The 25,358-nt window shown below is 63.2% G+C and carries 17 protein-coding genes; 11 read left to right on the top strand and 6 right to left on the bottom strand.

All coding sequences use genetic code 11. The annotated features are described in order from the left end of the window. Positions 1 to 216 precede the first annotated feature (216 nt). Complete coding sequence (locus tag QCE58_RS03345) at positions 217 to 378, top strand: hypothetical protein (RefSeq protein ID WP_008351472.1); 162 nt, start codon at positions 217 to 219, stop codon at positions 376 to 378. On the opposite strand, the gene QCE58_RS03340 is transcribed toward QCE58_RS03345, so the two are convergent. The 3 genes from QCE58_RS03340 to hrcA all read right to left on the bottom strand — a co-directional run bounded on the left by QCE58_RS03340 (position 350) and on the right by hrcA (position 2,990). After that, complete coding sequence (locus tag QCE58_RS03340) at positions 350 to 757, bottom strand: RNA-binding S4 domain-containing protein (RefSeq protein ID WP_250520931.1); 408 nt, start codon at positions 755 to 757, stop codon at positions 350 to 352. The genes QCE58_RS03345 and QCE58_RS03340 overlap by 29 nt on opposite strands. A 25-nt stretch (positions 758 to 782) precedes the next feature. Next, positions 783 to 1,850, bottom strand: a complete 1,068-nt coding sequence (gene hemH / locus QCE58_RS03335; RefSeq protein WP_008351474.1) for a ferrochelatase — start codon at positions 1,848 to 1,850, stop codon at positions 783 to 785. Positions 1,851 to 1,973: 123 nt separating this feature from the next. Beyond that, positions 1,974 to 2,990 (bottom strand): heat-inducible transcriptional repressor HrcA, encoded by a 1,017-nt coding sequence (hrcA, locus tag QCE58_RS03330; RefSeq protein ID WP_008351475.1) that lies wholly within the window; start codon positions 2,988 to 2,990, stop codon positions 1,974 to 1,976. 186 nt (positions 2,991 to 3,176) lie between these two features. On the opposite strand from hrcA, the gene QCE58_RS03325 reads away from it, so the two are divergent. Both QCE58_RS03325 and recN read left to right on the top strand, forming a co-directional pair. After that, on the top strand, positions 3,177 to 4,073 hold the full coding sequence (locus QCE58_RS03325; RefSeq protein WP_008351476.1) for an NAD kinase: 897 nt from the start codon (positions 3,177 to 3,179) through the stop codon (positions 4,071 to 4,073). Between the two features lie 30 nt (positions 4,074 to 4,103). Continuing rightward, the gene (gene recN, locus QCE58_RS03320; RefSeq protein ID WP_034470661.1) at positions 4,104 to 5,756 is read left to right on the top strand and encodes a DNA repair protein RecN; all 1,653 of its coding nucleotides are present in this window, start codon (positions 4,104 to 4,106) and stop codon (positions 5,754 to 5,756) included. Positions 5,757 to 5,765: 9 nt separating this feature from the next. Here the strand turns inward: recN and glnE are convergent, their stop codons facing one another. Next, positions 5,766 to 8,564, bottom strand: a complete 2,799-nt coding sequence (glnE, locus tag QCE58_RS03315; RefSeq protein WP_034470659.1) for a bifunctional [glutamate--ammonia ligase]-adenylyl-L-tyrosine phosphorylase/[glutamate--ammonia-ligase] adenylyltransferase — start codon at positions 8,562 to 8,564, stop codon at positions 5,766 to 5,768. Between the two features lie 182 nt (positions 8,565 to 8,746). On the opposite strand from glnE, the gene QCE58_RS03310 reads away from it, so the two are divergent. The 4 genes from QCE58_RS03310 (at position 8,747) to aroG (ending at position 16,965) form a co-directional block, all read left to right on the top strand. Next, positions 8,747 to 13,072 carry a YhdP family protein gene (locus tag QCE58_RS03310; RefSeq protein WP_250520929.1) on the top strand — a complete coding sequence of 1,442 codons (4,326 nt, stop codon included), beginning with the start codon at positions 8,747 to 8,749 and terminating at the stop codon, positions 13,070 to 13,072. Positions 13,073 to 13,127: 55 nt separating this feature from the next. Further along, the gene (locus tag QCE58_RS03305; RefSeq protein WP_008351480.1) at positions 13,128 to 13,958 is read left to right on the top strand and encodes a carbon-nitrogen hydrolase family protein; all 831 of its coding nucleotides are present in this window, start codon (positions 13,128 to 13,130) and stop codon (positions 13,956 to 13,958) included. A gap of 127 nt (positions 13,959 to 14,085) precedes the next feature. Then, the gene (tldD, locus tag QCE58_RS03300) at positions 14,086 to 15,552 is read left to right on the top strand and encodes a metalloprotease TldD (RefSeq protein WP_008351481.1); all 1,467 of its coding nucleotides are present in this window, start codon (positions 14,086 to 14,088) and stop codon (positions 15,550 to 15,552) included. Between the two features lie 339 nt (positions 15,553 to 15,891). Continuing rightward, on the top strand, positions 15,892 to 16,965 hold the full coding sequence (gene aroG / locus QCE58_RS03295) for a 3-deoxy-7-phosphoheptulonate synthase AroG (RefSeq protein ID WP_034470648.1): 1,074 nt from the start codon (positions 15,892 to 15,894) through the stop codon (positions 16,963 to 16,965). Between the two features lie 99 nt (positions 16,966 to 17,064). Here aroG and QCE58_RS03290 read toward each other — a convergent pair whose 3' ends face one another. Both QCE58_RS03290 and QCE58_RS03285 read right to left on the bottom strand, forming a co-directional pair. Beyond that, complete coding sequence (locus QCE58_RS03290) at positions 17,065 to 18,933, bottom strand: DUF4209 domain-containing protein (protein ID WP_250520928.1); 1,869 nt, start codon at positions 18,931 to 18,933, stop codon at positions 17,065 to 17,067. Positions 18,934 to 19,166: 233 nt separating this feature from the next. Further along, a complete protein-coding gene (locus QCE58_RS03285; protein WP_244808095.1) occupies positions 19,167 to 19,727 on the bottom strand; it encodes a cob(I)yrinic acid a,c-diamide adenosyltransferase in 561 nt (186 codons plus the stop codon). Between the two features lie 157 nt (positions 19,728 to 19,884). On the opposite strand from QCE58_RS03285, the gene QCE58_RS03280 reads away from it, so the two are divergent. From QCE58_RS03280 to glcF, 4 genes are all read left to right on the top strand, one after another. Then, a complete protein-coding gene (locus QCE58_RS03280) occupies positions 19,885 to 21,303 on the top strand; it encodes an FAD-binding oxidoreductase (protein WP_250480278.1) in 1,419 nt (472 codons plus the stop codon). 101 nt (positions 21,304 to 21,404) lie between these two features. Then, a complete protein-coding gene (locus QCE58_RS03275) occupies positions 21,405 to 22,916 on the top strand; it encodes an FAD-linked oxidase C-terminal domain-containing protein (RefSeq protein ID WP_033536577.1) in 1,512 nt (503 codons plus the stop codon). A 110-nt stretch (positions 22,917 to 23,026) separates the two neighbouring features. After that, a complete protein-coding gene (gene glcE / locus QCE58_RS03270) occupies positions 23,027 to 24,115 on the top strand; it encodes a glycolate oxidase subunit GlcE (RefSeq protein WP_008351489.1) in 1,089 nt (362 codons plus the stop codon). A gap of 8 nt (positions 24,116 to 24,123) precedes the next feature. Further along, positions 24,124 to 25,350, top strand: a complete 1,227-nt coding sequence (gene glcF / locus QCE58_RS03265; protein WP_008351491.1) for a glycolate oxidase subunit GlcF — start codon at positions 24,124 to 24,126, stop codon at positions 25,348 to 25,350. Positions 25,351 to 25,358: the final 8 nt, after the last annotated feature.

The following is a 25,358-nucleotide window of genomic DNA, read 5'->3' as shown; positions in this document are numbered from 1 at the left end:
ACAGCAAGGTGGCGCCGCAATGGCTCGTAATACACACTTCGCCGCGGCGCGCGATTTTCGGATTGAGGGAAAGCCCTGAGTCGCCTACACTTCAAAAAAGCAGCGCAGGACGCACGTTAACCCTAATCCTACGAATTGCTTCAAACCGCTTTCAGCCCTTGCCCGTTTCCTGATCCGGCCGCCTTCTGACCGGGCAACCCGCTTCCCGGGGATACCATGAAACTGACCTTTGCTATCGCGGTGGTCGCCCTGGTACTCGTCGCGGGAACGACCACCATCTGCATGTCCGGCGTCGTGACCGAACGTACCACCGAGTACGGCGGCGTTCACGCGACCATCGAAAGCTACTTCAATCCGAACGAGAAAATTTGTCGATAGTGCGCCGGTCGCGCTTCGTCGGCCTTCCCTGCAGTTCCGCTGCGGGCTCGCGGAAATTCTTGCGGCGCTCGGCCTCGGCCATGCGTTTCGCACGGCCTTCCCCGGTTTCGGCATAGAGCGTCTGGGCGACCGACGCCGGGCCGCGCACATCGCATATCCCGAGCACTTCGACCTGCCACACCAGCCGTTCGATATCGATCTCGACGATATCGCCGACGCGCACGTCCTTAGACGGCTTCACATTCGCCCCGCCGATCTTCACGCGGCCTTTCTCGACCGCATCGCTCGCGAGCGAACGCGTCTTGAAGAAACGCGCTGCCCAAAGCCACTTATCGATGCGCAAACGCGCGCCAGGTTCCGTCGAAATCTTGTAGTTCATGGGTGAATGCCTGAAAAAGCCGCGCTCAGGCCACTGCGCTGAGCGGCTGCACAGTCTGCACGGGCCATCCCTGAAGATGTTGCGCGGCGATCTCGCCCAGTGCCTTGATCCACGCGGGCGCTGAGTTCAGGCAGGCAATCCGGTGAAAATGCTTGCCGCCCGCCTTCAGAAATTCGTCGCGCACCTCGATGCCGATTTCCTCGATCGTCTCGAGACAATCCGCCGTGAAGCCGGGACAGAACACGTCCACACGAGAAACGCCGCCCGCGCCGAGCTCCGCGACCGTCGGCGCGGTGTACGGCTGAAGCCACTCCGCCCGCCCAAAGCGCGACTGGAACGTCACGCGGCATTCGACCGGCGTAAGCCCGAGCGCGGCCATGAGCAACGAACCGGTCAGCTGGCACTGGTCGTGATACGGATCGCCGAGATCCATCGTGCGCTTCGGCACGCCGTGGAAGCTCAGCACGAGCTTGTCGCCCGCGGCGAAATCCGGCTGGCCGTGATGCCGCCAATAGTCGCGCACCTGCTCCGCGAGCGCCGCGATATACGCCGGATGATCGGCGTAATGGCGGATCGTGCGGATTTCCGGCTGATTGCGCACGCGCTTGAGCGCGGCGAACGCGTCGTCGAACGCGGTGGCCGTCGTGGACGACGAGTATTGCGGATACATCGGCAACAGGAGAATGCGGTCGGCGCCTTCGAGCTTCAGCTGATTGAGCATCGCGCCGATGCCCGGCGTGCCGTAGCGCATCGCATAGTCGACGATGACGTGATAGTCATTCGCCGCGAAGAGCCGCCGCAAGCCGTCGACCTGCTTTTCCGTGTGCACGCGCAGCGGCGAGCCTTCGGGCATCCACACTTGCGCGTACTTCTTCGCCGATGCGCGCCCGCGAAACGGCAGGATCAGGCCGCGCAGAATGAATTGCCACACGAATGACGGAATTTCGACGACGCGCGGATCGGACAGGAATTGCGCCAGATACTTGCGCACCGCCCGCGGCGTGGGCGCGTCCGGCGTGCCGAGATTGATCAGCAGCACCGCGACGCGATGCGAAGCGCTGGGCTGCGAGGGCAACTCGAGGTCGAAACGCATAAGGGAAGCGAGCCTGAAGATGGTCGTCGGAAAAGTTGAGGACCATTATAGCGGCGCGTTTCCGGACGCATCATTGGCCGAACGGCCTAGTGGCGCGCTCTTTCGCGGCGCGCCAAGATGGCGTCACTGATGACTGAGCGACATCGACAGCAAACGCGCGGTGATATCGACGATCGGAATCACGCGGTTGTACGCCATGCGCGTCGGGCCGATCACGCCGAGCGTGCCGACGATCTTCCCGTTGACCTCGTATGGCGCCGTCACGACGCTCATTTCCTCGATCGGCACGAGATTGCTTTCTCCGCCGATGAAAATCTGCACGCCTTGCGCGTGACTCGATACATCCAGCAATTGCAGGAGGCTCGTCTTTTGGTCGAACAAATCGAAAAGCTTGCGCAGCCGCGCCATGTCGGACGAAAGGTCCGCCACTTCGAGCAGGTTGCGCTCGCCGGAAATCAGCACGGTGTCAGTGGGGTCCGTCTCGGCGGTGCTCGCGACCACGGCCGCCTGCATGAGCGCGGTCATGTCGCCGCGCAACTGGTCGATTTCCTCGCGCAAACGGCGGCGTACTTCGTCGAAGGACAGGCCCGCGAAATGCGCGTTGATGTAATTGGAGGCTTCTACGAGTTGCGAAGGCGAATAGTCGCGTTGCGTGGCCATCATGCGGTTCTGCACGTCGCCTTCGGGCGTCACGATGATGAGCAGAATGCGCTTGTCCGACAGCCGCATGAACTCGATCTGCTTGAACATGTGGCTCCGGCGCGGCGTGAGCACGACGCCCGCGAACGAAGACAGATTGGACAGCACGCTCGCCGCCGCCGCGACGATCTTCTGCGGCTCCTCGCCTTGCAGGCGAGTCTTGACCGCGGTGGTCATGGCCTCGTCTTGCGGTGCTTCTACAGTCAGCATCGTGTCGACGAAGAGCCGGTAGCCGCGCGGCGTGGGAATGCGTCCCGCCGACGTATGCGGGCTCGCGACCAGCCCGAGGTCTTCGAGATCCGACATGACGTTGCGGATCGTCGCGGGGCTCAGTTCGAGGCCGGAATGACGTGATAACGTGCGCGAACCGACCGGCTGACCTTCGGCGATGTAGCGCTCGATCAACGTTTTGAGGAGGGTTTGTGCACGTGGGTCTAGCATGGGGAAATTTTAGCTCAACGTGTCGGATAGCGGCGAGCCGCGCCGGGTGGTCGGCATTCAACGTCCGCTCCATTCTAGCGACAAACGGCGAGCCTGCCCGCGTCATGCCGCACGGTCTCGTCGCGGCGCGCCCGGCGGCCATCGCCCACGGTTCTTTTCGCTCTCTGACTATGGTGTAATGCCGGCATGGAAATTGGCCAATTCAAGACCGTCGCCCTCGTGGGGCGCACCAACACGCCGGGCATCGAGGCGCCGCTGAGATCGCTCGCCGATCTCCTCAGGAGCCAGGGCTTCGAGGTCGTCTTCGAGGCGGGCACCGCGAAGGACGTCGGCGTGACGGAGTTCCCGGCGCTCTCCATCGCGGAGATGGGCGCGCGCGCGGACGTTGCAATCGTGCTCGGCGGCGACGGCACGATGCTCGGCATCGGACGGCAGCTCGCGCCGTATAAAACACCGCTCATCGGCGTGAATCATGGCCGGCTCGGCTTCATCACCGACATTCCGCTCAAGGCGATGCAGGAAATCGTCCCGCAAATGCTCGCCGGCCAGTTCGAGCGCGAGGAACGCAGCCTGCTCGAAGCGCGCATCGTGCGCAACGACAAGCCGATCTACCACGCGCTCGCGTTCAACGACGTCGTGGTGAATCGCAGCGGCTTCTCCGGCATGGCGGAGCTGCGCGTGTCGGTGGACGGCCACTTCATGTACAACCAGCGTTCCGACGGACTGATCGTCGCGACGCCGACCGGCTCGACCGCCTACGCGCTGTCGTCGGCGGGGCCGATCCTGCATCCGCAATTGCAGGGCTTCGTGCTCGTGCCGATCGCGCCGCATTCGCTGTCGAACCGGCCGATCGTGCTGCCCGACGATTCGAAAGTGACCATTCAGATCATCGGCGGTCGCGACGTCAACGTGAACTTCGACATGCAGTCGTTCACCGCCGTCGAACTGAACGACGCGATTGAAGTGCGGCGCTCGAAGCATACGGTGCCGGTGCTGCATCCGGTCGGCTACAGCACGTACGCCACGCTGCGCAAGAAGCTGCACTGGAACGAGCATCCGTCGCAGGATTCGTCCGCTCTCTGATCTGCCAGAACTTCCTTCCCCGAAGCGTCCATGCTCCGTCATCTTTCCATTCGAGATTTCGTCATCGTCGCCACGCTGGATATCGATTTCGATCCAGGCTTCACGGTCTTTTCGGGTGAAACCGGCGCGGGCAAGTCGATCCTCATCGACGCCCTCGCGCTCACGCTCGGCGCGCGCGGCGACGCGAGCGTCGTGCGCGCCGGTCAGGCGCGCGCCGACATCACCGCCGAATTTTCGACGCATCCGCTCGTCGTGCGCTGGCTGGACGAACACGCGCTCACGCAGGACGCCGATTCGGTCATGCTGCGGCGGGTGATCGATTCGGGCGGCCGCTCGCGAGCGTTCATCAATGGCACGCCCGCGACGCTCGCGCAGTTGCGCGAAGTCGGCGAAATGCTCGTCGATATCCACGGCCAGCACGCGCATCAATTGTTGATGCGACCGGACGCGCAACGCGAACTCTTCGACACGCACGCGCAGTTGCTCGACACGGCCGGCGCGGTGAATCGTGCGTGGCGAGCGATGCGCGACGCGCAGCAAGCCGTCGAGACCGCCCAGAATCGCGACCGCGAGCTGCAACTGGAACGCGAGCGTCTCGCGTGGCAACTGAGCGAGTTCGACAAGCTCGCGCCGCAGCCCGGCGAATGGGAAGAAGTGAGCGCGGAGCATCATCGGCTGTCGCATTCGGCGAGTCTCATCGACGGCGTGCAGGGTGCGCTCGGCGCGCTCTCCGAATCCGACGAAGCGATGATCTCGCAGCTCGGCGCTATCATCTCGAAGCTGCGCGGCCTGTCCGATATCGATCCCGCGTTGAACGACGTGCTCGCGTCGCTCGAACCGGCGGAAATCCAGTTGCAGGAAGCGTCGTATTCGCTATCGCACTACGCGCAGCGGCTGGAGCTCGATCCTGACCGGCTCGCGCAAGTCGAAAGACGCATGGAGCAACTGCACTCCACCGCGCGCAAGTTTCGCCTTCAACCCGAAACGCTGCCGGAAGAACACGACGCGCGCCGCCGCCAGCTCGCCGAACTCGATGCCGCCGCCGATCTCGATGCGCTCAACGCCGCCGCCGAGAAAGCGAAGAGCGAATATCTCGCGCAAGCCAAGGTGCTGTCCAAGGCGCGCGCGAAGGCCGCGAAAAATCTGTCGAAAGCGGTCACGGAAGGCATGCAGGAACTGTCGATGGCAGGCGGCAGCTTCGAGGTCGCGCTCGTGCCGCTCGCCGAAGGCGGCGCGAACGGGCTGGAGCAGATCGAATTCCGCGTCGCGGGACACGCGGGCGTCGCGCTGCGGCCGCTCGCGAAAGTCGCGTCGGGCGGCGAACTGGCGCGCATCAGTCTTGCGCTCGCCGTCATCGCGAGCACGGCGAGTCCGACGCCCACGCTCATCTTCGACGAAGTGGACACGGGCATCGGCGGCGGCGTCGCGGAAGTGGTCGGGCGTCTGTTGCATCAGCTCGGCCGCGACCGTCAGGTGCTGTGCGTCACGCACTTGCCGCAAGTGGCCGCGCGTGGCGATCAGCATTTCCAGGTCGCGAAATCGTCGGACGATGCGGGCGGCACGGTGAGCACGGTAAAGCAACTCGATCGCGCAAAACGCGTGGAAGAAGTCGCGCGCATGCTCGGCGGTCTCGAAATCACCGCGACCACCCGCAAGCACGCGAAGGAAATGCTGGCGGCTTAAGCATCCGCGTCAGCCCGCCGACGCCACTGCGAACACGCGGTCCCACAGCGCCGTCACCGCGTCGCGTTCGGTCTGAACCGTGGCCGGATCGACGCGCGCCTTTTCCATACCGTCGAGCCGCAGCGTGTGCTGCAGCTTGCGGTAATGGCGATACGCCGCGCCGATCGCATCGGCTTCTGCTTCGGCGATCAATCCGCTTTTCGCGGCGATCTTCAACAGCGTGATATTCCCCGCGTTGCGCAGAAACTCGCGATGCTCGCGCGCGTGCAGCAACACCCAGTACTGAACGATGAACTCGATATCGACCATGCCGCCGCGATCGTGCTTCAGATCGAACAGGTCGCTGCGATTCGGATGGCCATCGGCGACGCGCTGGCGCATCGACACGATCTCGCGCGCGAGCGCGGCCGCGTCGCGTTCCATGACGAGCACGTCGGCGCGAATCTGCTCGAACTCCGCGCCGATTTCGGCATCGCCCGCGCTGTAGCGTGCGCGCGAAAGCGCCTGATGCTCCCAGACCCACGCCGTGTTCGCCGCGTCGCCCTCGCGAATCTGATAGCGGCGAAACGATGCGAGATCGGTCACGAGCAGGCCCGATTCGCCATTCGGCCGCAGACGCAAGTCGACGTCGAAGAGCGTGCCCGCGCCCGTCGCCGACGTGAGCCACGTAATGAGGCGGCGCGTGAACATCGCGTAGATGTCGGAGGCCGCGTCGTCGGGATCGTCGTACAGAAAGATGAGGTCGAGGTCCGACGCGTAGCCCAGTTCCTTGCCGCCGAGCTTTCCGTACGCGATGACCGCAAAGCGCGGCGTCTCGCGATGCCGCTTCGGGAACTGCTTCCACACGGTCTGCACGGTGACGTCGAGCACGGCGTCGGCGAGTTCGGAGAGACGGTCGCTCACGTGCTCGACGCTCAGATGCCCGGCGAGATCGATCAGCAGAATGCGAAATACTTCGGCCTGATGCGCGTGACGCAGCAGATCCATTTGATGTTCCGCGTCCTCGGCGGCATCGAGCCGTGCGATCAGCGAGCGTTTGAACGCGGCCCAGTCGAACGGGCTGGCGATGGCTTCGTCGTCGAGCAATTCATCGAGCAATTGCGGATGGCGGATCAGATAGCCCGCCGCCCAGCGCGACCCCGACAGCACCGAGAGCACGCGCGCGAGCGCCGCCGGATATTCGGTCAGCAGCGCGAGATACGCGCCGCGCTTGGCCGTCGCTTCGAGCAGATCGAAAAGCCGCATGATGGTGTCGGCGCGGCGCGGCGCATCGATCGACTGCACGGCTTCTATCGAGCGTTGAGCGACGATATCGAAGCGTTCGCGGCTCTGCGACGGCAAGCCGGCGTAACGCGCCGAATTCCACACGCCCGTCAGACGTGCGAGCACCGGCGCCGGGTCCGCGAAGCCGAGTTCCATGAGGCGCGCGGCGAGCTCTTCCTGCGCGGAATCGTCGGCGAGCGCGCCGCTCCAGATCCACGACGCCACCGAATCCTCCGCGACGCCGCAGCCGCCCTGCCCGCTCACCTTGTCGGCGAAGATCGCGTCGAACTGCTGCTCGACGAGCTCGCGATGCGCGTCGAGCGTTTCCATCAGCGCGGCGTAGTCCGCGAAGCCGAGCGATTTCGCGAGCAACGCGCGCTCGTCGTCGGCGACGGGCATCGCGTGCGTCTGTGCATCGTTGCGGTATTGCAGCCGGTGCTCGACCGTGCGCAAAAAGAGATAGGCGTCGGACAGCGCCTTGCACACCTGCGGCGCGAGCAGGCCATGCGCAGCGGCGCGTTCGAGCACCGCGAGCGTCGGACGAATGCGGAAATCCGCTGCCTGTCCGCCGCGAATCAACTGAAATACTTGCGCGCTGAATTCGATCTCGCGAATGCCGCCGCGCCCGAGCTTGATGTCGTCGGCCTTGTCGGGGCGCATCGACGCGCGCCGCCGCGCTTCCTGCCGAATCTGCTGATGCAGCGAGCGGATCGCGGCGATCACGCCGTAATCGAGATAGCGCCGGTAGATGAAGGGCGTCGCGATGGCTTCGAGCTGCTTCGCGAGACGCTTCGCCGAATCGCTCTTCGTCTCCGAGATGAGCCGGCCCTTGATCCACGCGTAGCGCTCCCATTCGCGGCCCTGCACGTAGAAATACTCTTCGAGCATGCCGAGACTGCACACGAGCGGGCCGGAGTCGCCGTTGGGACGCAGCCGCATGTCGACGCGAAAGACGTAGCCGTCTTGCGTCATTTCCGCGAGCGCGCCGATCAGCCGCCGGCCGAGCCGTGTGAAGAATTCCTGCGTCGGGAGTGCCGAGCGCGTGCCGCCCGAGGTTTCGCCGTCCTCTTCGTAGACGAAGATCAGATCGATATCCGACGATGCGTTCAGCTCGCGCCCGCCCAGCTTGCCCATGCCGACGACGCCGAGCGTGAGCCGCTCGCCGTCCGGTCCGCGCGGCTCGCCGAAGAGCGCTTCGAGATCGGCCGACAGCACCGCCAGCGCGCGCTGCACCGTGACTTCGGCGAGATCGGTCATCGCGCCGGTGACTTCGGCGACATCGGCGGTGCCCGCGAGATCGCGCTCCATCACCGTGCAGAAGACTTCGGTCCGCAAGCGGCGCAACGCGGTCTTGAGCGCGGCTTCATCGAGCACGCCGCTTTCGGTGCAAGGCGTGCAGTGCGCGTCCAGCCGCGCTTCGATCCACCCACGCGTGATGCGCGTCTGCGCCCATTGCGCGACATTCGACGCCAGTTCGGGACGCGCCGAGTACGCGCGCGCCGCATAGTTGGAATAATCGGAACTGAGAAGAGTTGCGTCGGTCATGAAAGGTTAGGTTCGCTCATTGCTTCCGGAAAGGCATCGCGGTATAACACCGCGCCGCAAGTCTTGCCGGGCGCGGCTCAGCGAGCCTCCACGAGTGCGCAGGCAGCGGCCGTCGCCGCAATGCCCGTGTTACATTTCAGCGTCAAACACGCAAAACTACCATATCGCCGAACAGCAGCAGCATGTCCGACAGCAGACGATCCGTCGACCCGACCGAAGTTGGACAAGCCAGGCCCAGCGGCAACGCCGAGCGCGTGCTTGCGCGCGTCTTCAAATTCCTTCTCGTCATTGCGGCCATCGCGTATTTCGCGGTGGCGGGCGTGTATGTCGGCCTGCGCTATATCGTCATGCCGCAGGTCGATTCGTTCCGGCCGCGGATCGAGCAACTCGTCTCATCGCAGATTCACGCCCAGTTGCGCATCGGCAGGATTTCCGCGCGATGGTCCGGGCTCTCGCCGACGATCGATATCGACAACCTGCGCATCGACGCCGCCGATGGCTCGCCGGGCCTCGCCGTGCCGCACGCGAGCGCGAGCATCGCGTGGGGATCGCTGCTGCATCTGCGGCCCAAGCTCGCCGATCTGACCGTCGACGGACCCGATGTCATCATCGCGCGCAACGCCGATGGCGCGGTTACTGTCGCGGGCGTGCCGATTCCCACGCATCGCACCGGTTCGAACGCATTCACGACCTGGCTGCTCGGCCAGGACCGCATTCTTCTGCGCGATGGCACGCTGCGCTGGCGCGACGCGCAGCGCGCCGCGCCCGAGATCGCGTTCAAGCGCCTGCACCTCGCGATCGTCAACGACGGCGCGCGTCATCGGCTTGCGCTCAAGGCGCCCGCCGATGGCGACGTGCTGCACGGCCCGCTCGATTTCCGCGCGGACTTCCGTCATCAACCCTTCTCGGCGATGGGCGCGCCCGCGAACTGGACCGGCCGTCTCTACGTTTCGACCGGTCCCGTCGATCTGCCGACGCTCGCGCGCTACGTGAAGCTGCCGTTCCAGATGTACAGCGGCCGCATCAACAACCAGATCTGGCTGAACTTCGCGGGCGGCCAATTGCAGAACGCGACCGGCGACCTGACCGGCGCGAACGTCGCGCTGCGCACGCGCCCGACGCAGCCGCGCCTCGATCTTCCGATCGCCAGCTTCAACTGGAACATCGACAAGAAGGACAACGCGTACACGCTCGATCTGCGCGACCTGCACGCGGAGTTCGGCCAGTTGCCGCTCGACGACGGCACGCCGGTCGCGCGTCTGCTCGTGTCGCGCGCGCTGACGGCCACGTACCGGCTGCCTTCGGTCGGCAAGGGGCAATTGCTGCGGCTGACGGGCGATAGCGTCGATATCGGCATCCTCGCGGAATTCGCGCGTGCGCTGCCGCTGCCGGCGAAGATCCTCAACGAGCTCGTGCGCTTCAATCCGCGCGGCCAGGTGTCCGATTACACGATCTACACCGAGCGCGCCGCGCCGAAGACCGAGGAAGAAGCGCAGCAGCAGCGCAAGAAAGGCGACGCGCCGCTTCTGCACTACGCGTTCAAGGGCGATCTCAACGGCCTGAGCGTGCAGGCGCAGGAGCCGCCGCCCGGGCTCACGATCAACAACCATCCGCGCGCCGGCATTCCGGGCGTCGAGAATCTGTGGGGCAGCGTCGACGCGAACGAGAAAGGCGGCCACATCACGATCGACACGAAGAACGTCGCCGTCACCGTTCCCGGCGCGTTCGACGATCCGCGCCTCGTCTTCGATTCGCTGCAAGGCCGCGCGCGCTGGACCGTCGCCGATGCGATCGCGCCCGGCGAACTGCGCCGCGCGTTCACGCTGCATCTGGAGACGCTGCGCGTGAAGAACGCGGATGCCGAAGGCGAGGCCACCGCGGACTACTGGAATCAGGGCCACGGGCGCGGCAATCTCGATCTGAAGGCGAAGGTCTCGCATCTGAAAGTGACGAGTCTCGTGCGCTATCTGCCGACGAGCCTCAACGAGCGCGTGCGCGTCTATCTCGGCCATGCGCTGCAGGCGGGCGTCGCGAAGAACGGGACGATCGAAGTGCACGGCGATCTCACGCGCTTTCCGTACGCGAAATTTCCCGATGCGGGCATCTTCCGCATCGAGGCGCCGTTCACCGGCGGCAAGTTCGATCCCACGCCCTTCCCGCCGCGCAAGATGGCCAACGGCCTGCCGAACTTCTGGCCGGCGTTCGAGGGTATCGACGGGACGTTCACGCTCGCGCAGAACAAGCTCGGCTTCGATATCGGCCGCGGGCATTATCGTGGCGTGAAGGTCTCGAAGGTCGTCGGGCGCATCGACGATACGGGCAATCGCGAAACCAAGCTGTGGATCGACGGCAAGGCGCGCGGCCCGCTCGCCGACATGCTGAAGTACGTCGACGACAGCTCGCTCGGCCTGATGGCGAAGCACGCGACCCGCAAGATCGACGCAAAAGGCAACGCGGATCTCGCGCTCACGCTCGGCATTCCGCGCTATCGGCCGCCCGCGCCGCAGCCGCCGATCAAGCCGGAGTACAAAGGCTCGCTCACCTTCGCCGACAACGAAGTCAGGTACGCCAATCTGCCGCCGCTCTCGCATCTGCGCGGCCGTGCCGATTTCGCCGCGAAAACCGTCACGCTCAATGGCCTCTCGGCGCAATTGCTCGGCGGCGATGTGCGCGCCAAGGGCGGCGTGCAGGCGGACGGCAGCTATGCGTTCGACGTGAACGGACGCATCGGCGCGGATGCCGCGGGCCGCCTCAACAAGCCGATGACGCCGCAAGTCGCGGCTTTCATGAAGCGCATCGACGGCGCCGCGCCTTACGAGATGCACGTTCACGGCGTCAAGAACGCGCTGCCGGTCGTGCAGGCGAGTTCGGATCTGACCGGACTCGGCATCGATCTGCCCGCGCCGTTCGGCAAGGCGAAAGGCGCGCCGATGCCGCTCACCTTCAGCTTCCAGCCATCATCGGGCGGCGCGCCGGATCTGCATGACGCGCAGTTGAACGTCGGGCCGGTGGCCGCGCATTACGTGTTTCAGCAGATCGGCAAGGCTCAGGTCAAGATCGATCCGCAGAACGTCGCCGAGCCGATGAACATGCGCGCGCGCGTGAAGGTCGTGCGCGGCGCGATCGGCCTGAACAAGCCGGCGGATTTGCCGGCCGAAGGCGTGAGCGCGACCGCCGATCTGAACGAATTCGATGCCGATGCCTGGCGCAAGACTTTCGCCGAACTCAGCGCCGCGATGCCTGACTCGCCCGCCGACTCGCCCGCCGACGCGAACGCGCCGCGCGCACCGATGAGCGAGAACGTGAAGCAATTCATCCCAACGCGCGCCGCCATCCATTTCACGACGCTCAATCTGCTCGACCGGCGCTGGGAGAACGTCGCGATTGCCGCGAGTGAAAGCGAAACCGGTCGCACATGGCAAGCGAACATCGCGTCGAATCAGATTTCGGGCGATGTCTCGTGGACGCCCGGCGCGAAGAAGGAAAGCCCCGGCGCGTTGCAGGCGCGCTTCGCGAAGATCGTGATTCCGGAGAAGAAGGAGCACGATGCCGCCGGCAAGCTCGTGATGAAGCCGCCGCGCAACATGCCGACGATCGATCTCATCGTGAACGAGATCGTGTTCCGCGACCACGACCTCGGCCGGCTCGAAGTCGACGCACATAACGAAGTCATCGCCGATGAGCCGATCTGGACGCTCGACAAACTCGAACTCGCGAACCCCGACGCGACGCTCACCGCGAACGCGACGTGGCGCACGCTGCCGGGCGGCGTCGTGCAGGCCGCCGCGCAACCGGACGCGATGCGCAGTCAGGCCGATGACGTCACTCCGCGCCGCACGTCGCTCAACTTCAAGCTCGACGTGAAGAACGGCGGCCAGTTGATCGACCGTTTCGGCGCGCCGCACGTGGTCGGTTCGGGCAGCGGAACCGTGTCGGGTCACGCGGCGTGGAACGGCGGGCCGACTGCCGTCGACGTGAACACGCTCGATGGCAACGTCGCCGTCGATCTGCGTCACGGGCAGATTCTGCGTGCGCCGGGCTCGGCGAAGTGGCTCGGCGTCTTCAGCCTGCGCAGTCTCGCGAGCCTGTTGACGCTGCATTTCGAGGATGTCGTCGGCAAGGGCCTGCCGTTCGAGAAGATCACCGGCAACGCGACGATCGTCGATGGCATCAGCCGCACGGACGACTTCCTGATGGTCACGTCGCCGGCGCGCGTGCAGATGCAGGGCATCGTCGATATGCCGAAGCAGACGCAAGACCTCCACGTCAAGGTGATTCCGACCGTCGGCGCCGGCGCGGTCGCACTGGGCGCGGCGGTCATCAATCCGCTGCTCGGCCTCGGCGCGCTCGCCGCCGATCTCGCGCTGTCGGCGTCGATTCAGAAAGCGTTCGCGCTCGACTATTCGATCACCGGCTCGTGGAGCAAACCCGTCGTTAAGCGGCTCACTGGCGATCAGGGTAAGATCGAAACACCCCCCGCCGCCGTGGCTCCGGCCGCTGCCCGCTGAAACGGGCGTTCGGCGGCGCGGTTTTCGTCCCCTTTTTAGACAGCGCACCCAAGACATGAGCGAAAGATCGAGCGAAAGCGCGGCCCCGTTTCAGGTCGCCGCGCTGCAGATGGTCAGCGCGCCGGATCGCGACCGGAATCTCGCGGACGCCGGACGGCTTATCGCCCAGGCTGCGCGAAGCGGCGCGCAACTGGTGCTCCTGCCCGAATATTTCTGCTACATGGGTTTCAAGGACACCGATAAGCTCGCGATACGCGAAACGCCGGGCGACGGGCCGATCCAGCGGTTCCTTTCCGACGCGGCGCGCGAACACGGCGTATGGATCATCGGCGGGACGTTGCCGTTGCAGTCGCCGGAACCGGATCGCGTGATGAACACGACGCTCGTCTTCGATCCGCGCGGACAGCAGGTCGCGCGCTACGACAAGATTCATCTGTTCAATTTCGAAAAGGGCGAGGAATCGTTCGACGAAGCGCGCACGATCTTTCCGGGGAACGAAGTACGCTCATTCGACGCGCCGTTCGGACGCGTGGGATTGTCGGTGTGCTACGACCTGCGCTTTCCGGAGTTGTATCGAAAGCTCGGCGATTGCGCGCTGATGGTCGTGCCATCCGCGTTCACTTACACGACCGGCCGCGCGCACTGGCAGACGCTGCTCACGGCGCGCGCCGTCGAGAATCAGTGTTACGTGCTCGCGGCGGCGCAAGGCGGCAATCACGAGAACGGACGGCGCACGTGGGGTCACAGCATGCTGATCGATCCGTGGGGCGAAATCGTCGATGTGAAGGATGAAGGACCGGGCGTCGTGATCGGCGGCATCGATCTGCAGCGCATCGCCGCCGTGCGACAGAGTTTGCCGGCTTACCGGCATCGCGTGCTCCGTTGAAGCGCGCGCGAACTTGAAGACGCGGGTTTCTCCCCGCACATGATGTGAGCGAATCGGAACGTAGAATAGGCTGCAAATCGTCTGCAAATATCATCGAACTCGTCACAGAACACGCAATAGGCACCGCATGAATATCATCGAACCCGGCATTCGTAACCTGGTCACGGCGAAGGACGTTTTGCTCACGCCCTACGGCCTCGACGAAGGCCTGATCACCCGCACGCTGGCGGAAATCTTCACGCATCGCGTCGATTACGCGGATCTCTATTTCCAGTCCACGCGCAGCGAAGCGTGGAGTCTCGAAGAAGGCATCGTCAAATCGGGCAGTTTCAGCATCGATCAGGGCGTCGGCGTGCGCGCCGTATCGGGCGAGCGCACCGCGTTCGCGTATTCCGATGACCTCTCGCCCGAATCCATCCGTCAGGCCGCGATCGCCACGCGCGCGATCGCCAAGGCGGGCGGCGGCAAGCACAAGATCAAGCCGGCGAGCACGCTTACGGGCGTGTCGGGCCGCGATCTTTATCTCGCCGCCGATCCGCTGCATTCGCTCGACGCCACCGCCAAGGTGAAATTGCTGGAACGCGTCGAGCAAATGGCGCGGGCGAAAGATCCGCGCATTACGCAAGTGATGGCCGGCATGGCCGGCGAATACGATGTCGTGCTGGTCGCGCGCAGCGACGGCGCGCTCGCGGCGGATGTGCGCCCGCTCGTGCGCGTCTCCGTGACGGTGATCGCCGAGCAGAACGGCCGGCGCGAAATCGGCACCGGCGGCGGCGGCGGGCGTTTCGACTACGGCTATTTCACCGACGCGATCCTCCAGAAGTACGTCGACGATGCCGTGCATGCCGCGCTCGTCAATCTCGAAGCGCGCCCTGCTCCGGCCGGCGCGATGACCGTCGTGCTCGGGCCGGGCTGGCCCGGCGTGTTGCTGCACGAGGCGGTCGGACACGGCCTGGAGGGCGATTTCAACCGCAAGGGCTCGTCGGCGTTCGCGGGACGCATCGGCGAGCAGGTCGCGGCGAAGGGCGTCACCGTCGTCGATGACGGCACGCTGCCGAATCGGCGCGGCTCGCTCAATATCGACGACGAAGGCAATCCGACGCAGTGCACGACGCTGATCGAAGACGGCATTCTCAAGGGCTACATTCAGGATTCGCTGAACGCGCGCCTGATGAAGATGCCGGTGACGGGCAACGCGCGCCGCGAATCGTACGCCGCGCTGCCGATGCCGCGCATGACCAACACGTACATGCTCAACGGCGACAAGGATCCGCAGGAGATTCTGGCGTCGGTGAAGAACGGCTTGTATGCGGTGAACTTCGGCGGCGGTCAGGTCGATATCACCAACGGCAAGTTCGTGTTCTCGGCGTCCGAGGCGTACATGATCGAGAACGGCAAGATCACGTATCCGGTGAAGGGCGCAACGCTGATCGGCAGCGGGCCTGAGTCGCTCAAGTACGTGACGATGATCGGCAACGACATGTCGCTGGATAGCGGCGTCGGCGTCTGCGGCAAGGAAGGACAGAGCGTGCCGGTGGGCGTCGGTCAGCCGACGTTGCGCATCGAGAAGATGACGGTCGGCGGCACGGTCTGATCGCCCACCGCGTGCATGCGGGATTTCCGCATCGATCGGGCGTGGATGTACCGTCTTTGTTTCGTTCGATGCGGATTGTCCGCGTTCTCGTAGCTGCGGGGTTGTCAACGCCGTGCGTTTGAGGTTATAAAAGCAGTCACAACTTTTTTGACACGCCTTCGATCCATCATGTCCGCCAAGTTTTATTTTTATTTTTTTTGGCATCTCAGACCGCTGGCGGATCGAGAGGGTGAGTCGTACACAGGTTGAAAGACCGAATTCCCGAAAAAACCGCCAGCGAGTCTGGCGGTTTTTTTTCGTCTCATAGTTTGATTAGAACGCTGCCGTTGGAGAACCGACATGCCCCCGCACAACACCGATGACGTTCGTATCCGTGAACTGAAAGAGCTGACCCCGCCCGCGCATCTGATCCGCGAATTCCCTTGCGCCGAGCCGGTTTCGGAGCTGATCTATAACGCGCGGCAGTCGATGCACCGCATTCTTCATGGGATGGATGACCGGCTGATCGTCATCATCGGGCCTTGCTCGATTCATGATCCCAAGGCCGCTATGGAATACGCGGGGAGGCTGATCGAGCAGCGTCGTCGCTTTGCGGGTGAGCTTGAGATCGTGATGCGCGTGTACTTCGAAAAGCCGCGTACCACCGTTGGATGGAAGGGGCTCATCAACGATCCGTATATGGATAACAGCTTCAAGATCAATGATGGATTGAGGGCTGCGCGGGAATTGCTCATGCATGTCAATGAGCTTGGGCTGCCGGCTGGGACCGAATACCTCGACATGATTAGCCCACAGTACATCGCCGATTTGATTTCGTGGGGGGCGATTGGGGCTAGGACGACGGAATCGCAGGTTCATCGGGAATTGGCTTCGGGGCTGTCGTGTCCTGTTGGGTTCAAGAATGGCACTGACGGAAATGTAAAGATCGCCGTCGACGCGATTAAGGCGGCTTCGCAGCCGCATCATTTTCTTTCAGTGACCAAGGGCGGGCATTCGGCGATCGTTTCTACCGCGGGGAATGAGGATTGCCATATCATTTTGCGCGGAGGGAAAGCGCCTAATTATGATGCTGCGAGTGTGGATGCGGCTTGCTCGGATATCGGGAAGGCGGGGTTGGCGGCGCGTCTGATGATCGATGCGAGTCATGCTAATAGCTCGAAGAAGCATGAGAATCAAATTCCGGTTTGTGAGGATATTGGTAAGCAGCTTGCGGCTGGAGATGAGCGGATTGTCGGCGTGATGGTGGAATCGCATCTCGTTGCCGGGCGGCAGGATTTGAAGGAAGGGTGCGAGTTGACGTACGGGCAGAGTATTACCGATGCCTGTATCGGGTGGGATGAGAGTGTCGGCGTGCTTGAAGGACTGGCGGAAGCGGTGAAGCAGCGGCGGGTTGTGAGGGGTGGAGGCAATTAACTGATTTGCTCGGCATTGTGCGGGCTTGCCGACGCACAATGCCGATTTGTTCCGACTCCAGCATTTCCAAACCACATACTACGACTATGATTGCGTAGGTCAGGTCGATATTGGCCCTTCGTCGTCCGCTGTCTCCCCGTTCTGCGTTGCATTCCAAAAGGGGAGGAAGACAAGCTTCAGGCAGAACCACCAGGCGTAGATGGAACCTGCAGAAAAGCAGTCATCCTCGTTCAGTAAGCCATGAGCGAGTTCGTTGCGGATATTCCACCCCAACGGATCGCAGAAGAGCGCGCGCATTTCGAACGCGAGGTCGTTACCAAAAACCTGCTCTAACTCTGGCAATTCCAGGAGTGTACTCAGCCCATTCTCATTCTCAACGCCGTTTCTAGCAATATTCGTCGTCTTAGCGCCTGCCGCTTTGAGTTGGTATCGAACTACGTGCTCGACTTGAGGTACCAACAGATGTAAAGCGGCAGCAAAGTCATTATCGAATCCGGCATACAAACCTCGTCCAAACATTTCGGCTCGATCCGCCGGAACGATCGGTGACTTATATGCCAGCGCTGCGAAGTCGGCGCGACGCAGTCGATGCTCAAGCCTTATCATGTCGAGTGCCGGTAAAATGAGCGCTTGCGTTACCAGACCTAATTGCATTCTGTACTCGCGCATCATCTCAGCATGGACCGCCGCATCATGATCATCTGAGCCGTGGTCTCGTGGCCCAGCACCGGGCCGCTTTGCGATTACTCTACCGTCGCGCGAGTAATAAACCGCGGCAAAAAGCGACAACAACGGGAATTCTTTGAGGCTTTGCTCGGATCGTTTACGCAGCTGTTCAGCACCTATCCCTCGTGTAACGTTCACAAACGCATTTAACGCATCCAGCGGCGCCTTTCCTTTCACGAGATCTGTTGCACGGTCGATTATCTCCGTAACATCAATCGGGTCCGAGCGAAGCACGTGCATCTCACCTAATGCCCCAGCGCCCGCTCTAGTCAACTTTTCGTGCACTTCGGCGATCCGCTTCTCGACAGCGTGTTGACCCCTAAGCGCGCCGGGGATTCGGCGATACGATTGTATAGCCTTCTCATAAAAATCTGCCGCGACCATGTTGCTGGGTACATATGACGATAGTGCTGCATCCGCTTCAGCCTCCCATGCTTTGGCGAGATTCGCGAGCATTTGCGCCGAGCTATTTTTATCCCCCATCGCCGAGAACCAATGCTCCGCTTCTTCAAAATATGTCCGGCTTGCATGAAACTCGTTTTTCTCTCCAAGGACGAACGCAATTGCCCCCAGACTCTCGGAAATAGCATAAGCAGCAGCTGTCCCAAATCGATTTTGCCTCATAAACTCTGCCAGCCAGAAGGCCATGAATCCATCGCTCGCATCGAGTTGGAGAAAACGCGCCAGGGCAGCCGACTCAATAGCTTGCAGATTCTTCTCCGCGGTTCGCCTAAGCATCCTCGCCAAGCTTACGGCGCGACGCCAGCAGTCATCTCCACCAGCAATCCAAGTTTCAAGCCTCAACGGAATCGTTACGTAGGCGTTGATGGCCATCAACGCAAACTTCGGATTCGGCGGCCTCAACGTGAGCCAAGCGAGGTCCGATAACCTTGCTCTTAGCCAAGGGTTGTCTACGAAGTCAACGAAGCTAGCGAGTAGGCTCAGGTCTTCGATCGAAAAGTCCGACGGAAGCGCGGAACGCCTTCCATCGGTTAGCGACAACATCGGCCTGAATGGCTCATTGATGCTCATCGGTGCGAGCATCATCGAAGTCGCATGGGCTAGAAGCCTCAAGCACTCACCCTTTCTTAAATCTTTCTCTCCAACTGCGGACGTGGCGGCGTTCGAAAAATCTTGGAAAAGACCGGTATAACCTTTGCAAAGGTTATTTTTTACGATTAACTCCCATCCGCAGCCTCTCATTTCCGCGAGCGTCATTGCCGGAGCATTTTCGCTGTGCATGATGTAGTCGCGCCCTCAGTGTTGTATTGGTTATCAATGACCACAGAGTACTCCGATTTTCTAGTCGGAGTGGCGACAAAATCGCACAGGAAATAATTTCAGAGAATACTGAATCGACGTCTAAACTGAACGCAAAAGGGCTCAGCGTGGAGAATCATGGTTTTTCTCTTTGGAAAACTACAAAAGGCTTCAATAAGCAACACGGCGTGACGTATATGCCAATATGGCCGCCTTCACATAGGTGATTTGATGTGAATCCAGAGGATGTCCTCGCCGCCATCCGCGCGATTAAGTACTCGCGCCAGAACAAATAAAAGATCGGATAGTCGATTCACATACCTCCGCGGCGCCTCATTAACCCCAGCAGTTTCAATGCGCCCCAACGCGACAATAGCCCTCTCTGCCCGACGGCAGACAGTGCGCGCGACATGCGCCAGCGCCGCCGCCCTTGACCCACCCGGCAAAATAAATTCCTTGAGCGGCGGCAATGTCGCGTTGTACTCCTCCAGCCACGCGTCTAATTGAGCGAGATGCGATTCCTGAATCATCGAATGCCCCGGAATCGACAACTCGCCGCCGAGATCGAACAAATCGTTCTGGATCCGAGTTAAAGCATCGCGCACATCTGAAGGCATCGGCTCACAAAGCAAAACGCCGATACACGAATTCAACTCATCCACATCCCCGATCGCCGCAATCCTCGCATCGTCTTTGGAAACGCGGCTTCCATCGCCAAGACCCGTCGTTCCATCATCGCCGGTACGCGTGGCGATCTTGCTCAAGCGGTGACCCATCATCGACTCCTGAAAAGCGGACAAAAACCCCGACCCATTATAGGCACGCGCCTCCGCGCGAAGCCCGCGGCGCCGACCGGCTCCTCGACGGCGTAAAATGAGATAGAAAGCCACGCCCAGAACAGAAACCAAAGCCGCACCGCCCGGAGACACGCACGTGAATCACCCGACCGAACATCAGGCGCTTCAGAAACGCCCCTTCCCCGCCGTGCTTCTCGATGCCCTGAAGCAGCAATTCGCCGACCGCGTCTCCACTGCGCAGGCAGTGCGCGAACACCACGGCCGCGACGAATCGCCGTTCGATCCGCAACTTCCCGATGCCGTCGTCTTCGCGCGCAGCACCGACGAAGTGCAAGCCATCGTCAAGCTCTGCGCCGAACACGACGTCCCGATCATCCCCTACGGCAACGGCTCGTCGCTCGAAGGCCATCTCCTCGCGGTGCAAGGCGGCGTCTCCATCGATTTGTCGGAGATGAACCAGGTCGTCTCGATCAACGCCGAAGACCTCACCGTCACCGTGCAGCCCGGCATCTCGCGCAAGCAACTGAACGAAGCGCTCAAAGACACCGGCCTCTTCTTTCCGATCGATCCGGGCGCGGACGCGAGCATCGGCGGCATGTCCGCGACGCGCGCCTCCGGCACCAACGCCGTGCGCTACGGCTCGATGCGCGAGAACGTCCTCGCGCTCACCGTCGTCCTCGCCGATGGCCGCGTCATCAAAACCGGCACGCGCGCGCGCAAATCGTCGGCGGGCTATGACCTCACGCGTCTTTTCGTCGGCTCGGAAGGCACGCTCGGCGTCATCACCGAAATCACCGTGCGCCTCTATCCGCAACCCGAAGCGATTTCGGCGGCCGTGTGCGCGTTTCCGTCGATGGGCGACGCCGTGCGCGCCGTCATCGAAACCATTCAGATGGGCGTGCCGATCGCGCGCGTCGAATTCGTCGACAAGCTCGCCGTGCGCGCCATCAACAAGCATTCGAATCTGACGCTGCGCGAATCGCCGATGCTGTTCTTCGAATTCCACGGCACCGAATCCGGCGTCGCGGAACAGGCGCAGACGGTGCAGGACATCGTCGCGGAAAACAAAGGCGAGGACTTCGAGTGGGCGACGCGCCCCGAAGATCGCAGCCGTCTCTGGAACGCGCGCCATTCCGCCTACTTCGCGATGCTGCAACTGAAGCCCGGCTGCCGCGCCGTCACGACCGACGTCTGCGTGCCGATCTCGCGCCTCGCCGAATGCGTCGAGGAAACGGAGAAGGACCTGCAAGGCTCGTACTTGCCGAGTCCGATCGTCGGGCATGTGGGCGACGGCAATTTCCACGTCGCGATGCTGCTCGATCCGGCCAAGCCCGAAGAGCTCGAAGAAGCCGAGCGCATCAATCGGCTCATCGTCGGACGCGCGCTGAGGATGGGCGGCACCTGCACCGGCGAACACGGCGTCGGGCTGCACAAGATGGGCTTTCTGATCGACGAACACGGCGAGGACGCCGTCGACACGATGCGTGCCATCAAGCAGGCGCTCGATCCGAAGAATCTGATGAATCCGGGGAAAATCTTCGCTTTCGAAGGCTGACGAAGTCGCGCAAGATGCACGCATGAAGACGCGGCGCCGACCGCGCGGTCATCGAACAAGGAGGAGACGTGAACGCACCCGACGAGCTCAAAGCCGAGCAGATGTCGCCGAATCTGCCGCACGAAGACGCGCCCGCGCTGACCGAAGATCAGCTCGCCGCGCGTCAGCGTGAAGTCGTGCAGGCGCTGATGGCCGTGCTGCCGACGCACTGTCTGCTCTTTCGCGAGGAAGACACGGCCGCGTACGAATGCGACGGCCTCGCCGCGTATCGGCGTTTGCCGCTCGCCGTCGCGCTGCCTGAAACTGAAGCGCAGGTGCAGCGCGTCGTGCAGATCTGCGCGCGTCTCGCCGTGCCGATCGTTCCGCGCGGCGCGGGCACCGGCCTCTCCGGCGGCGCGATGCCGATCCGCCACGGCATCGTGCTGTCGCTCGCGCGCTTCCGGAAGATCATCGAGGTCGATCCGTACGCGCGCACGGCGACCGTGCAACCGGGCGTCCGCAATCTCGCCATTTCGGAAGCCGCCGCGCCGTTCGGCCTCTACTACGCGCCCGATCCGTCGTCGCAGATTGCGTGCACGATCGGCGGCAACGTCTCCGAAAACTCGGGCGGCGTGCACTGCCTGAAATACGGGCTCACGGTTCACAACGTCCTGCGCGTGCGCGCGGTGACGATGGACGGCGATGTCATCGAATTCGGCTCGCTCGGCCCCGATGCGCCCGGCCTCGATCTGCTCGCGGTGATGATCGGCAGTGAAGGCATGTTCGCGATCGTCACGGAGATCACCGTCAAGCTGATTCCGAAGCCGCAGACCGCGCAAGTCATCATGGCGAGCTTCGACGATGTCGTGAAAGGCGGCAACGCGGTTGCCGCGATCATCGCGGCGGGCATCATCCCGGCCGGACTCGAAATGATGGACAAGCCCGCGACGCGCGCCGTCGAGGAATTCGTCAACGCGGGCTACGATCTCGACGCCGCCGCGATCCTGCTATGCGAATCCGACGGCACGCACGATGAAGTCGCCGAGGAAATCGTCCGCATGACGGCGGTGCTGCGCGAACACGGCGCATCGCGCATCCAGATCTCGCGTTCAGAAGCCGAGCGCCTCAAGTTCTGGTCGGGCCGCAAGAACGCCTTTCCGGCGGCGGGCCGCATCTCGCCGGACTATTACTGCATGGACGGCACCGTGCCGCGCCGCGCGATCGGGCCGCTGCTCGCGCGCATCGAAGAGATGGAGAAGAAGTACGCGCTGCGTTGCATCAACGTGTTCCATGCGGGCGACGGCAACATGCATCCGCTGATTCTCTTCAACGGCAACGATCTCGACGAGTGGCATCGCGCGGAAGCGTTCGGCTGCGACATCCTGGAGGCGTGCGTCGAACTCGGCGGCACGGTGACGGGCGAGCATGGCGTCGGCATCGAGAAGATCAATTCGATGTGCGTGCAATTCTCGCCCGAAGAGCGCGACGCGTTCTTCGCCGTGAAGCGCGCGTTCGATCCGCCGGGTCTGCTCAACCCCGACAAGGGCATTCCGACGCGCGCGCGCTGCGCCGAATACGGCAAGATGCACGTGCGCGGCGGCCTGTTGCCGCACCCCGAGTTGCCGCGCTTCTAGCCGGGAGAACGCGTTCCGCTATCCACGTTTCCCCGCGTGTGGCGCCGTTAAGCGGCCGGTACAATCGACCGGACTGCCATAGAAAACCAGAATTCGAGAGCGGAACACCCATGGAACAGGACGACGTCGTCGCCGGCTGGTCGGAGAGGATCGCCCGCGCCACAGAAACCGGCACGCTGCTGCGTATCCGCGGCGGCGGCACGAAGGACTGGTACGGTCAGACGCTCCAGGGAGAGATCCTCGACACGCGGGCGTATCGCGGCATCATCGCGTACGATCCGGCGGAGCTCGTCATCACCGCTCGAAGCGGCACGCCGCTCGCCGAAATCGAAGCGGCGCTGCGTGAGCATAATCAGATGCTGCCGTTCGAGCCGCCGCATTTCGGGCGCAACGCGACGCTCGGCGGCTGCATCGCCGCGGGGCTTGCGGGCCCGCGACGCGCATGGACCGGCGCGCCGCGCGACTTCGTGCTCGGCGCGGTCGTCATGAACGGCCACGGACAAGTGCTGCACTTCGGCGGGCAAGTCGTGAAGAATGTCGCGGGCTATGACGTGTCGCGCCTGCTCGCCGGATCGCTCGGCACGCTTGGCCTGATTCTCGAACTGTCGATCAAGGTGCTGCCGCGCCCCGTCGCCGAAGCCACGCTGAAATTCGACATGCACGCGACAGACGGCGTGCGCAAGCTCAACGAATGGGGCGGGCATCCGCTGCCGATCTGCGGCAGCGCGTGGCGCGACGGCACGCTCGCGCTGCGTCTCGCGGGCGCCGAAGCAGCCGTGAAAACCGCGCGCAACACGCTCGGCGGCGAGGTCGTCGATGCGGTCGAAGCCGACCGATTCTGGATCGGCATGCGCGAACAGACCGATCCGTTCTTCGCTGTCATCGAACCGCGTTCGGCGCTGTGGCGGCTCGCTTTGCCGTCGATCGCCGAGCCGCTGCATCTGCCGGGCGCGCAACTGATGGAATGGGGCGGCGCGCAACGCTGGTGGATCACCGACACCGATCCGCAAACCGTGCGCATCAGCGCGAAACAGGCGGGCGGCCACGCGACGATCTTCCGCGCCGGCTCCGCCTACGATCGCAATGCAGGCGTTTTCACGCCGCTGCCGGCGCCGCTCATGAAAATTCACCGTGGATTGAAAGTTGCGTTCGATCCGGCGCGCATCTTCAATCGCGCGCGTTTGTATCCAGACTTCTAGGCGCATCGATGCAAACCAATCTCGCCGATTTCATCCGCGGCACGGCCGATGGCGACGAAGCCGACGCCATTCTGCGCAAGTGCGTGCACTGCGGCTTCTGCACGGCGACCTGCCCGACGTATCAGTTGCTCGGCGACGAGCTCGACGGGCCGCGCGGGCGCATCTATCTGATGAAGCAGATGTTCGAAGGCGCGCCCGTCACGCGCAGCACGCAACTGCATCTGGACCGCTGCCTCACCTGCCGCAATTGCGAAAGCACGTGTCCGTCCGGCGTGCAATACGGCAAGCTCGTCGAGATCGGGCGCAAGGTCGTCGAAGAAAAGGTCGAGCGGCCGATGCGTCAGCGTCTGCAACGGCGTCTGCTCGCAAGCTTCCTGCCGAACAGCACGCTCTTCACGCCCGCGATGAAGCTCGGTCAGCAGTTCCGCGGCATTCTTCCGCGCAAGCTGCGCGCGAAGATTCCGCTGCCCGAGCGCCCGCTCGCCGCGCCGACCAACAAGCACGAACGCAAGATGCTGATGCTCGCCGGATGCGTCCAGCCGGCGATGATGCCCAACGTCAACACGGCGACGGCGCGCGTGTTCGACGCGCTCGGCATCGAGATCGTCACGGCGCCGGGCGCGGGCTGCTGCGGCGCGATCCGCCTGCATCTCGGCTACAACGACGACGCGCTCGACGACGTGCGCAACAACATCGACGCATGGTGGCCGTATGTCGAAAACGGCGTCGAGGCGATCGTGATGAACGCGTCGGGCTGCGGCGCGACCGTCAAGGAATACGCGCATCTGCTGCGCAACGATCCGGCGTACTCGGCGAAGGCGCAAAAGATCGTCGATCTCACGCGCGATCTCGCCGAAATCCTGCCGATGTACGAAGAAGAGCTGGTCGCGCTCGCGCGGCGGCGCGGCGTGCATACGGTCGCATTTCATCCGCCGTGCACGCTGCAGCACGGGCAGCAGATTCGCGGACGCGTCGAGCATCTGCTGACCGCGCTCGGCCTCGAAGTGCGCCTGCCTGCGGACAGCCATCTGTGCTGCGGATCGGCTGGCACGTATTCGGTCTTGCAGCCGAAGCTCTCGTACACGCTGCGCAATCAGAAGCTCGACCGGCTGGAAAAGCTGGAACCGCAGATGATCGTGTCGGCGAATGTCGGCTGCATCGCGCATCTGCAAAGCGGCACGTCGACGCCCGTCACGCACTGGATTCAACTGCTGGAACATCTGCTGTACGGTTGAGGCCGCTT

The organism is Caballeronia sp. LZ028, assembly GCF_031451415.1.
Lineage (GTDB): Bacteria > Pseudomonadota > Gammaproteobacteria > Burkholderiales > Burkholderiaceae > Caballeronia > Caballeronia zhejiangensis.
This window is presented reverse-complemented; position numbering and strand designations above follow the sequence as displayed.

Excerpts from the sequence above, each read along its gene's own strand:
- QCE58_RS03345 (WP_008351472.1), top strand. The coding sequence starts at position 217 with ATGAAACTGACCTTTGCTATCGCGGTGGTCGCCCTGGTACTCGTCGCG.
- QCE58_RS03340 (WP_250520931.1), bottom strand. The coding sequence starts at position 757 with ATGAACTACAAGATTTCGACGGAACCTGGCGCGCGTTTGCGCATCGAT.
- hemH (WP_008351474.1), bottom strand. The coding sequence starts at position 1,850 with ATGCGTTTCGACCTCGAGTTGCCCTCGCAGCCCAGCGCTTCGCATCGC.
- hrcA (WP_008351475.1), bottom strand. The coding sequence starts at position 2,990 with ATGCTAGACCCACGTGCACAAACCCTCCTCAAAACGTTGATCGAGCGC.
- QCE58_RS03325 (WP_008351476.1), top strand. The coding sequence starts at position 3,177 with ATGGAAATTGGCCAATTCAAGACCGTCGCCCTCGTGGGGCGCACCAAC.
- recN (WP_034470661.1), top strand. The coding sequence starts at position 4,104 with ATGCTCCGTCATCTTTCCATTCGAGATTTCGTCATCGTCGCCACGCTG.
- glnE (WP_034470659.1), bottom strand. The coding sequence starts at position 8,564 with ATGACCGACGCAACTCTTCTCAGTTCCGATTATTCCAACTATGCGGCG.
- QCE58_RS03310 (WP_250520929.1), top strand. The coding sequence starts at position 8,747 with ATGTCCGACAGCAGACGATCCGTCGACCCGACCGAAGTTGGACAAGCC.
- QCE58_RS03305 (WP_008351480.1), top strand. The coding sequence starts at position 13,128 with ATGAGCGAAAGATCGAGCGAAAGCGCGGCCCCGTTTCAGGTCGCCGCG.
- tldD (WP_008351481.1), top strand. The coding sequence starts at position 14,086 with ATGAATATCATCGAACCCGGCATTCGTAACCTGGTCACGGCGAAGGAC.
- aroG (WP_034470648.1), top strand. The coding sequence starts at position 15,892 with ATGCCCCCGCACAACACCGATGACGTTCGTATCCGTGAACTGAAAGAG.
- QCE58_RS03290 (WP_250520928.1), bottom strand. The coding sequence starts at position 18,933 with ATGCACAGCGAAAATGCTCCGGCAATGACGCTCGCGGAAATGAGAGGC.
- QCE58_RS03285 (WP_244808095.1), bottom strand. The coding sequence starts at position 19,727 with ATGGGTCACCGCTTGAGCAAGATCGCCACGCGTACCGGCGATGATGGA.
- QCE58_RS03275 (WP_033536577.1), top strand. The coding sequence starts at position 21,405 with ATGTCGCCGAATCTGCCGCACGAAGACGCGCCCGCGCTGACCGAAGAT.
- glcE (WP_008351489.1), top strand. The coding sequence starts at position 23,027 with ATGGAACAGGACGACGTCGTCGCCGGCTGGTCGGAGAGGATCGCCCGC.
- glcF (WP_008351491.1), top strand. The coding sequence starts at position 24,124 with ATGCAAACCAATCTCGCCGATTTCATCCGCGGCACGGCCGATGGCGAC.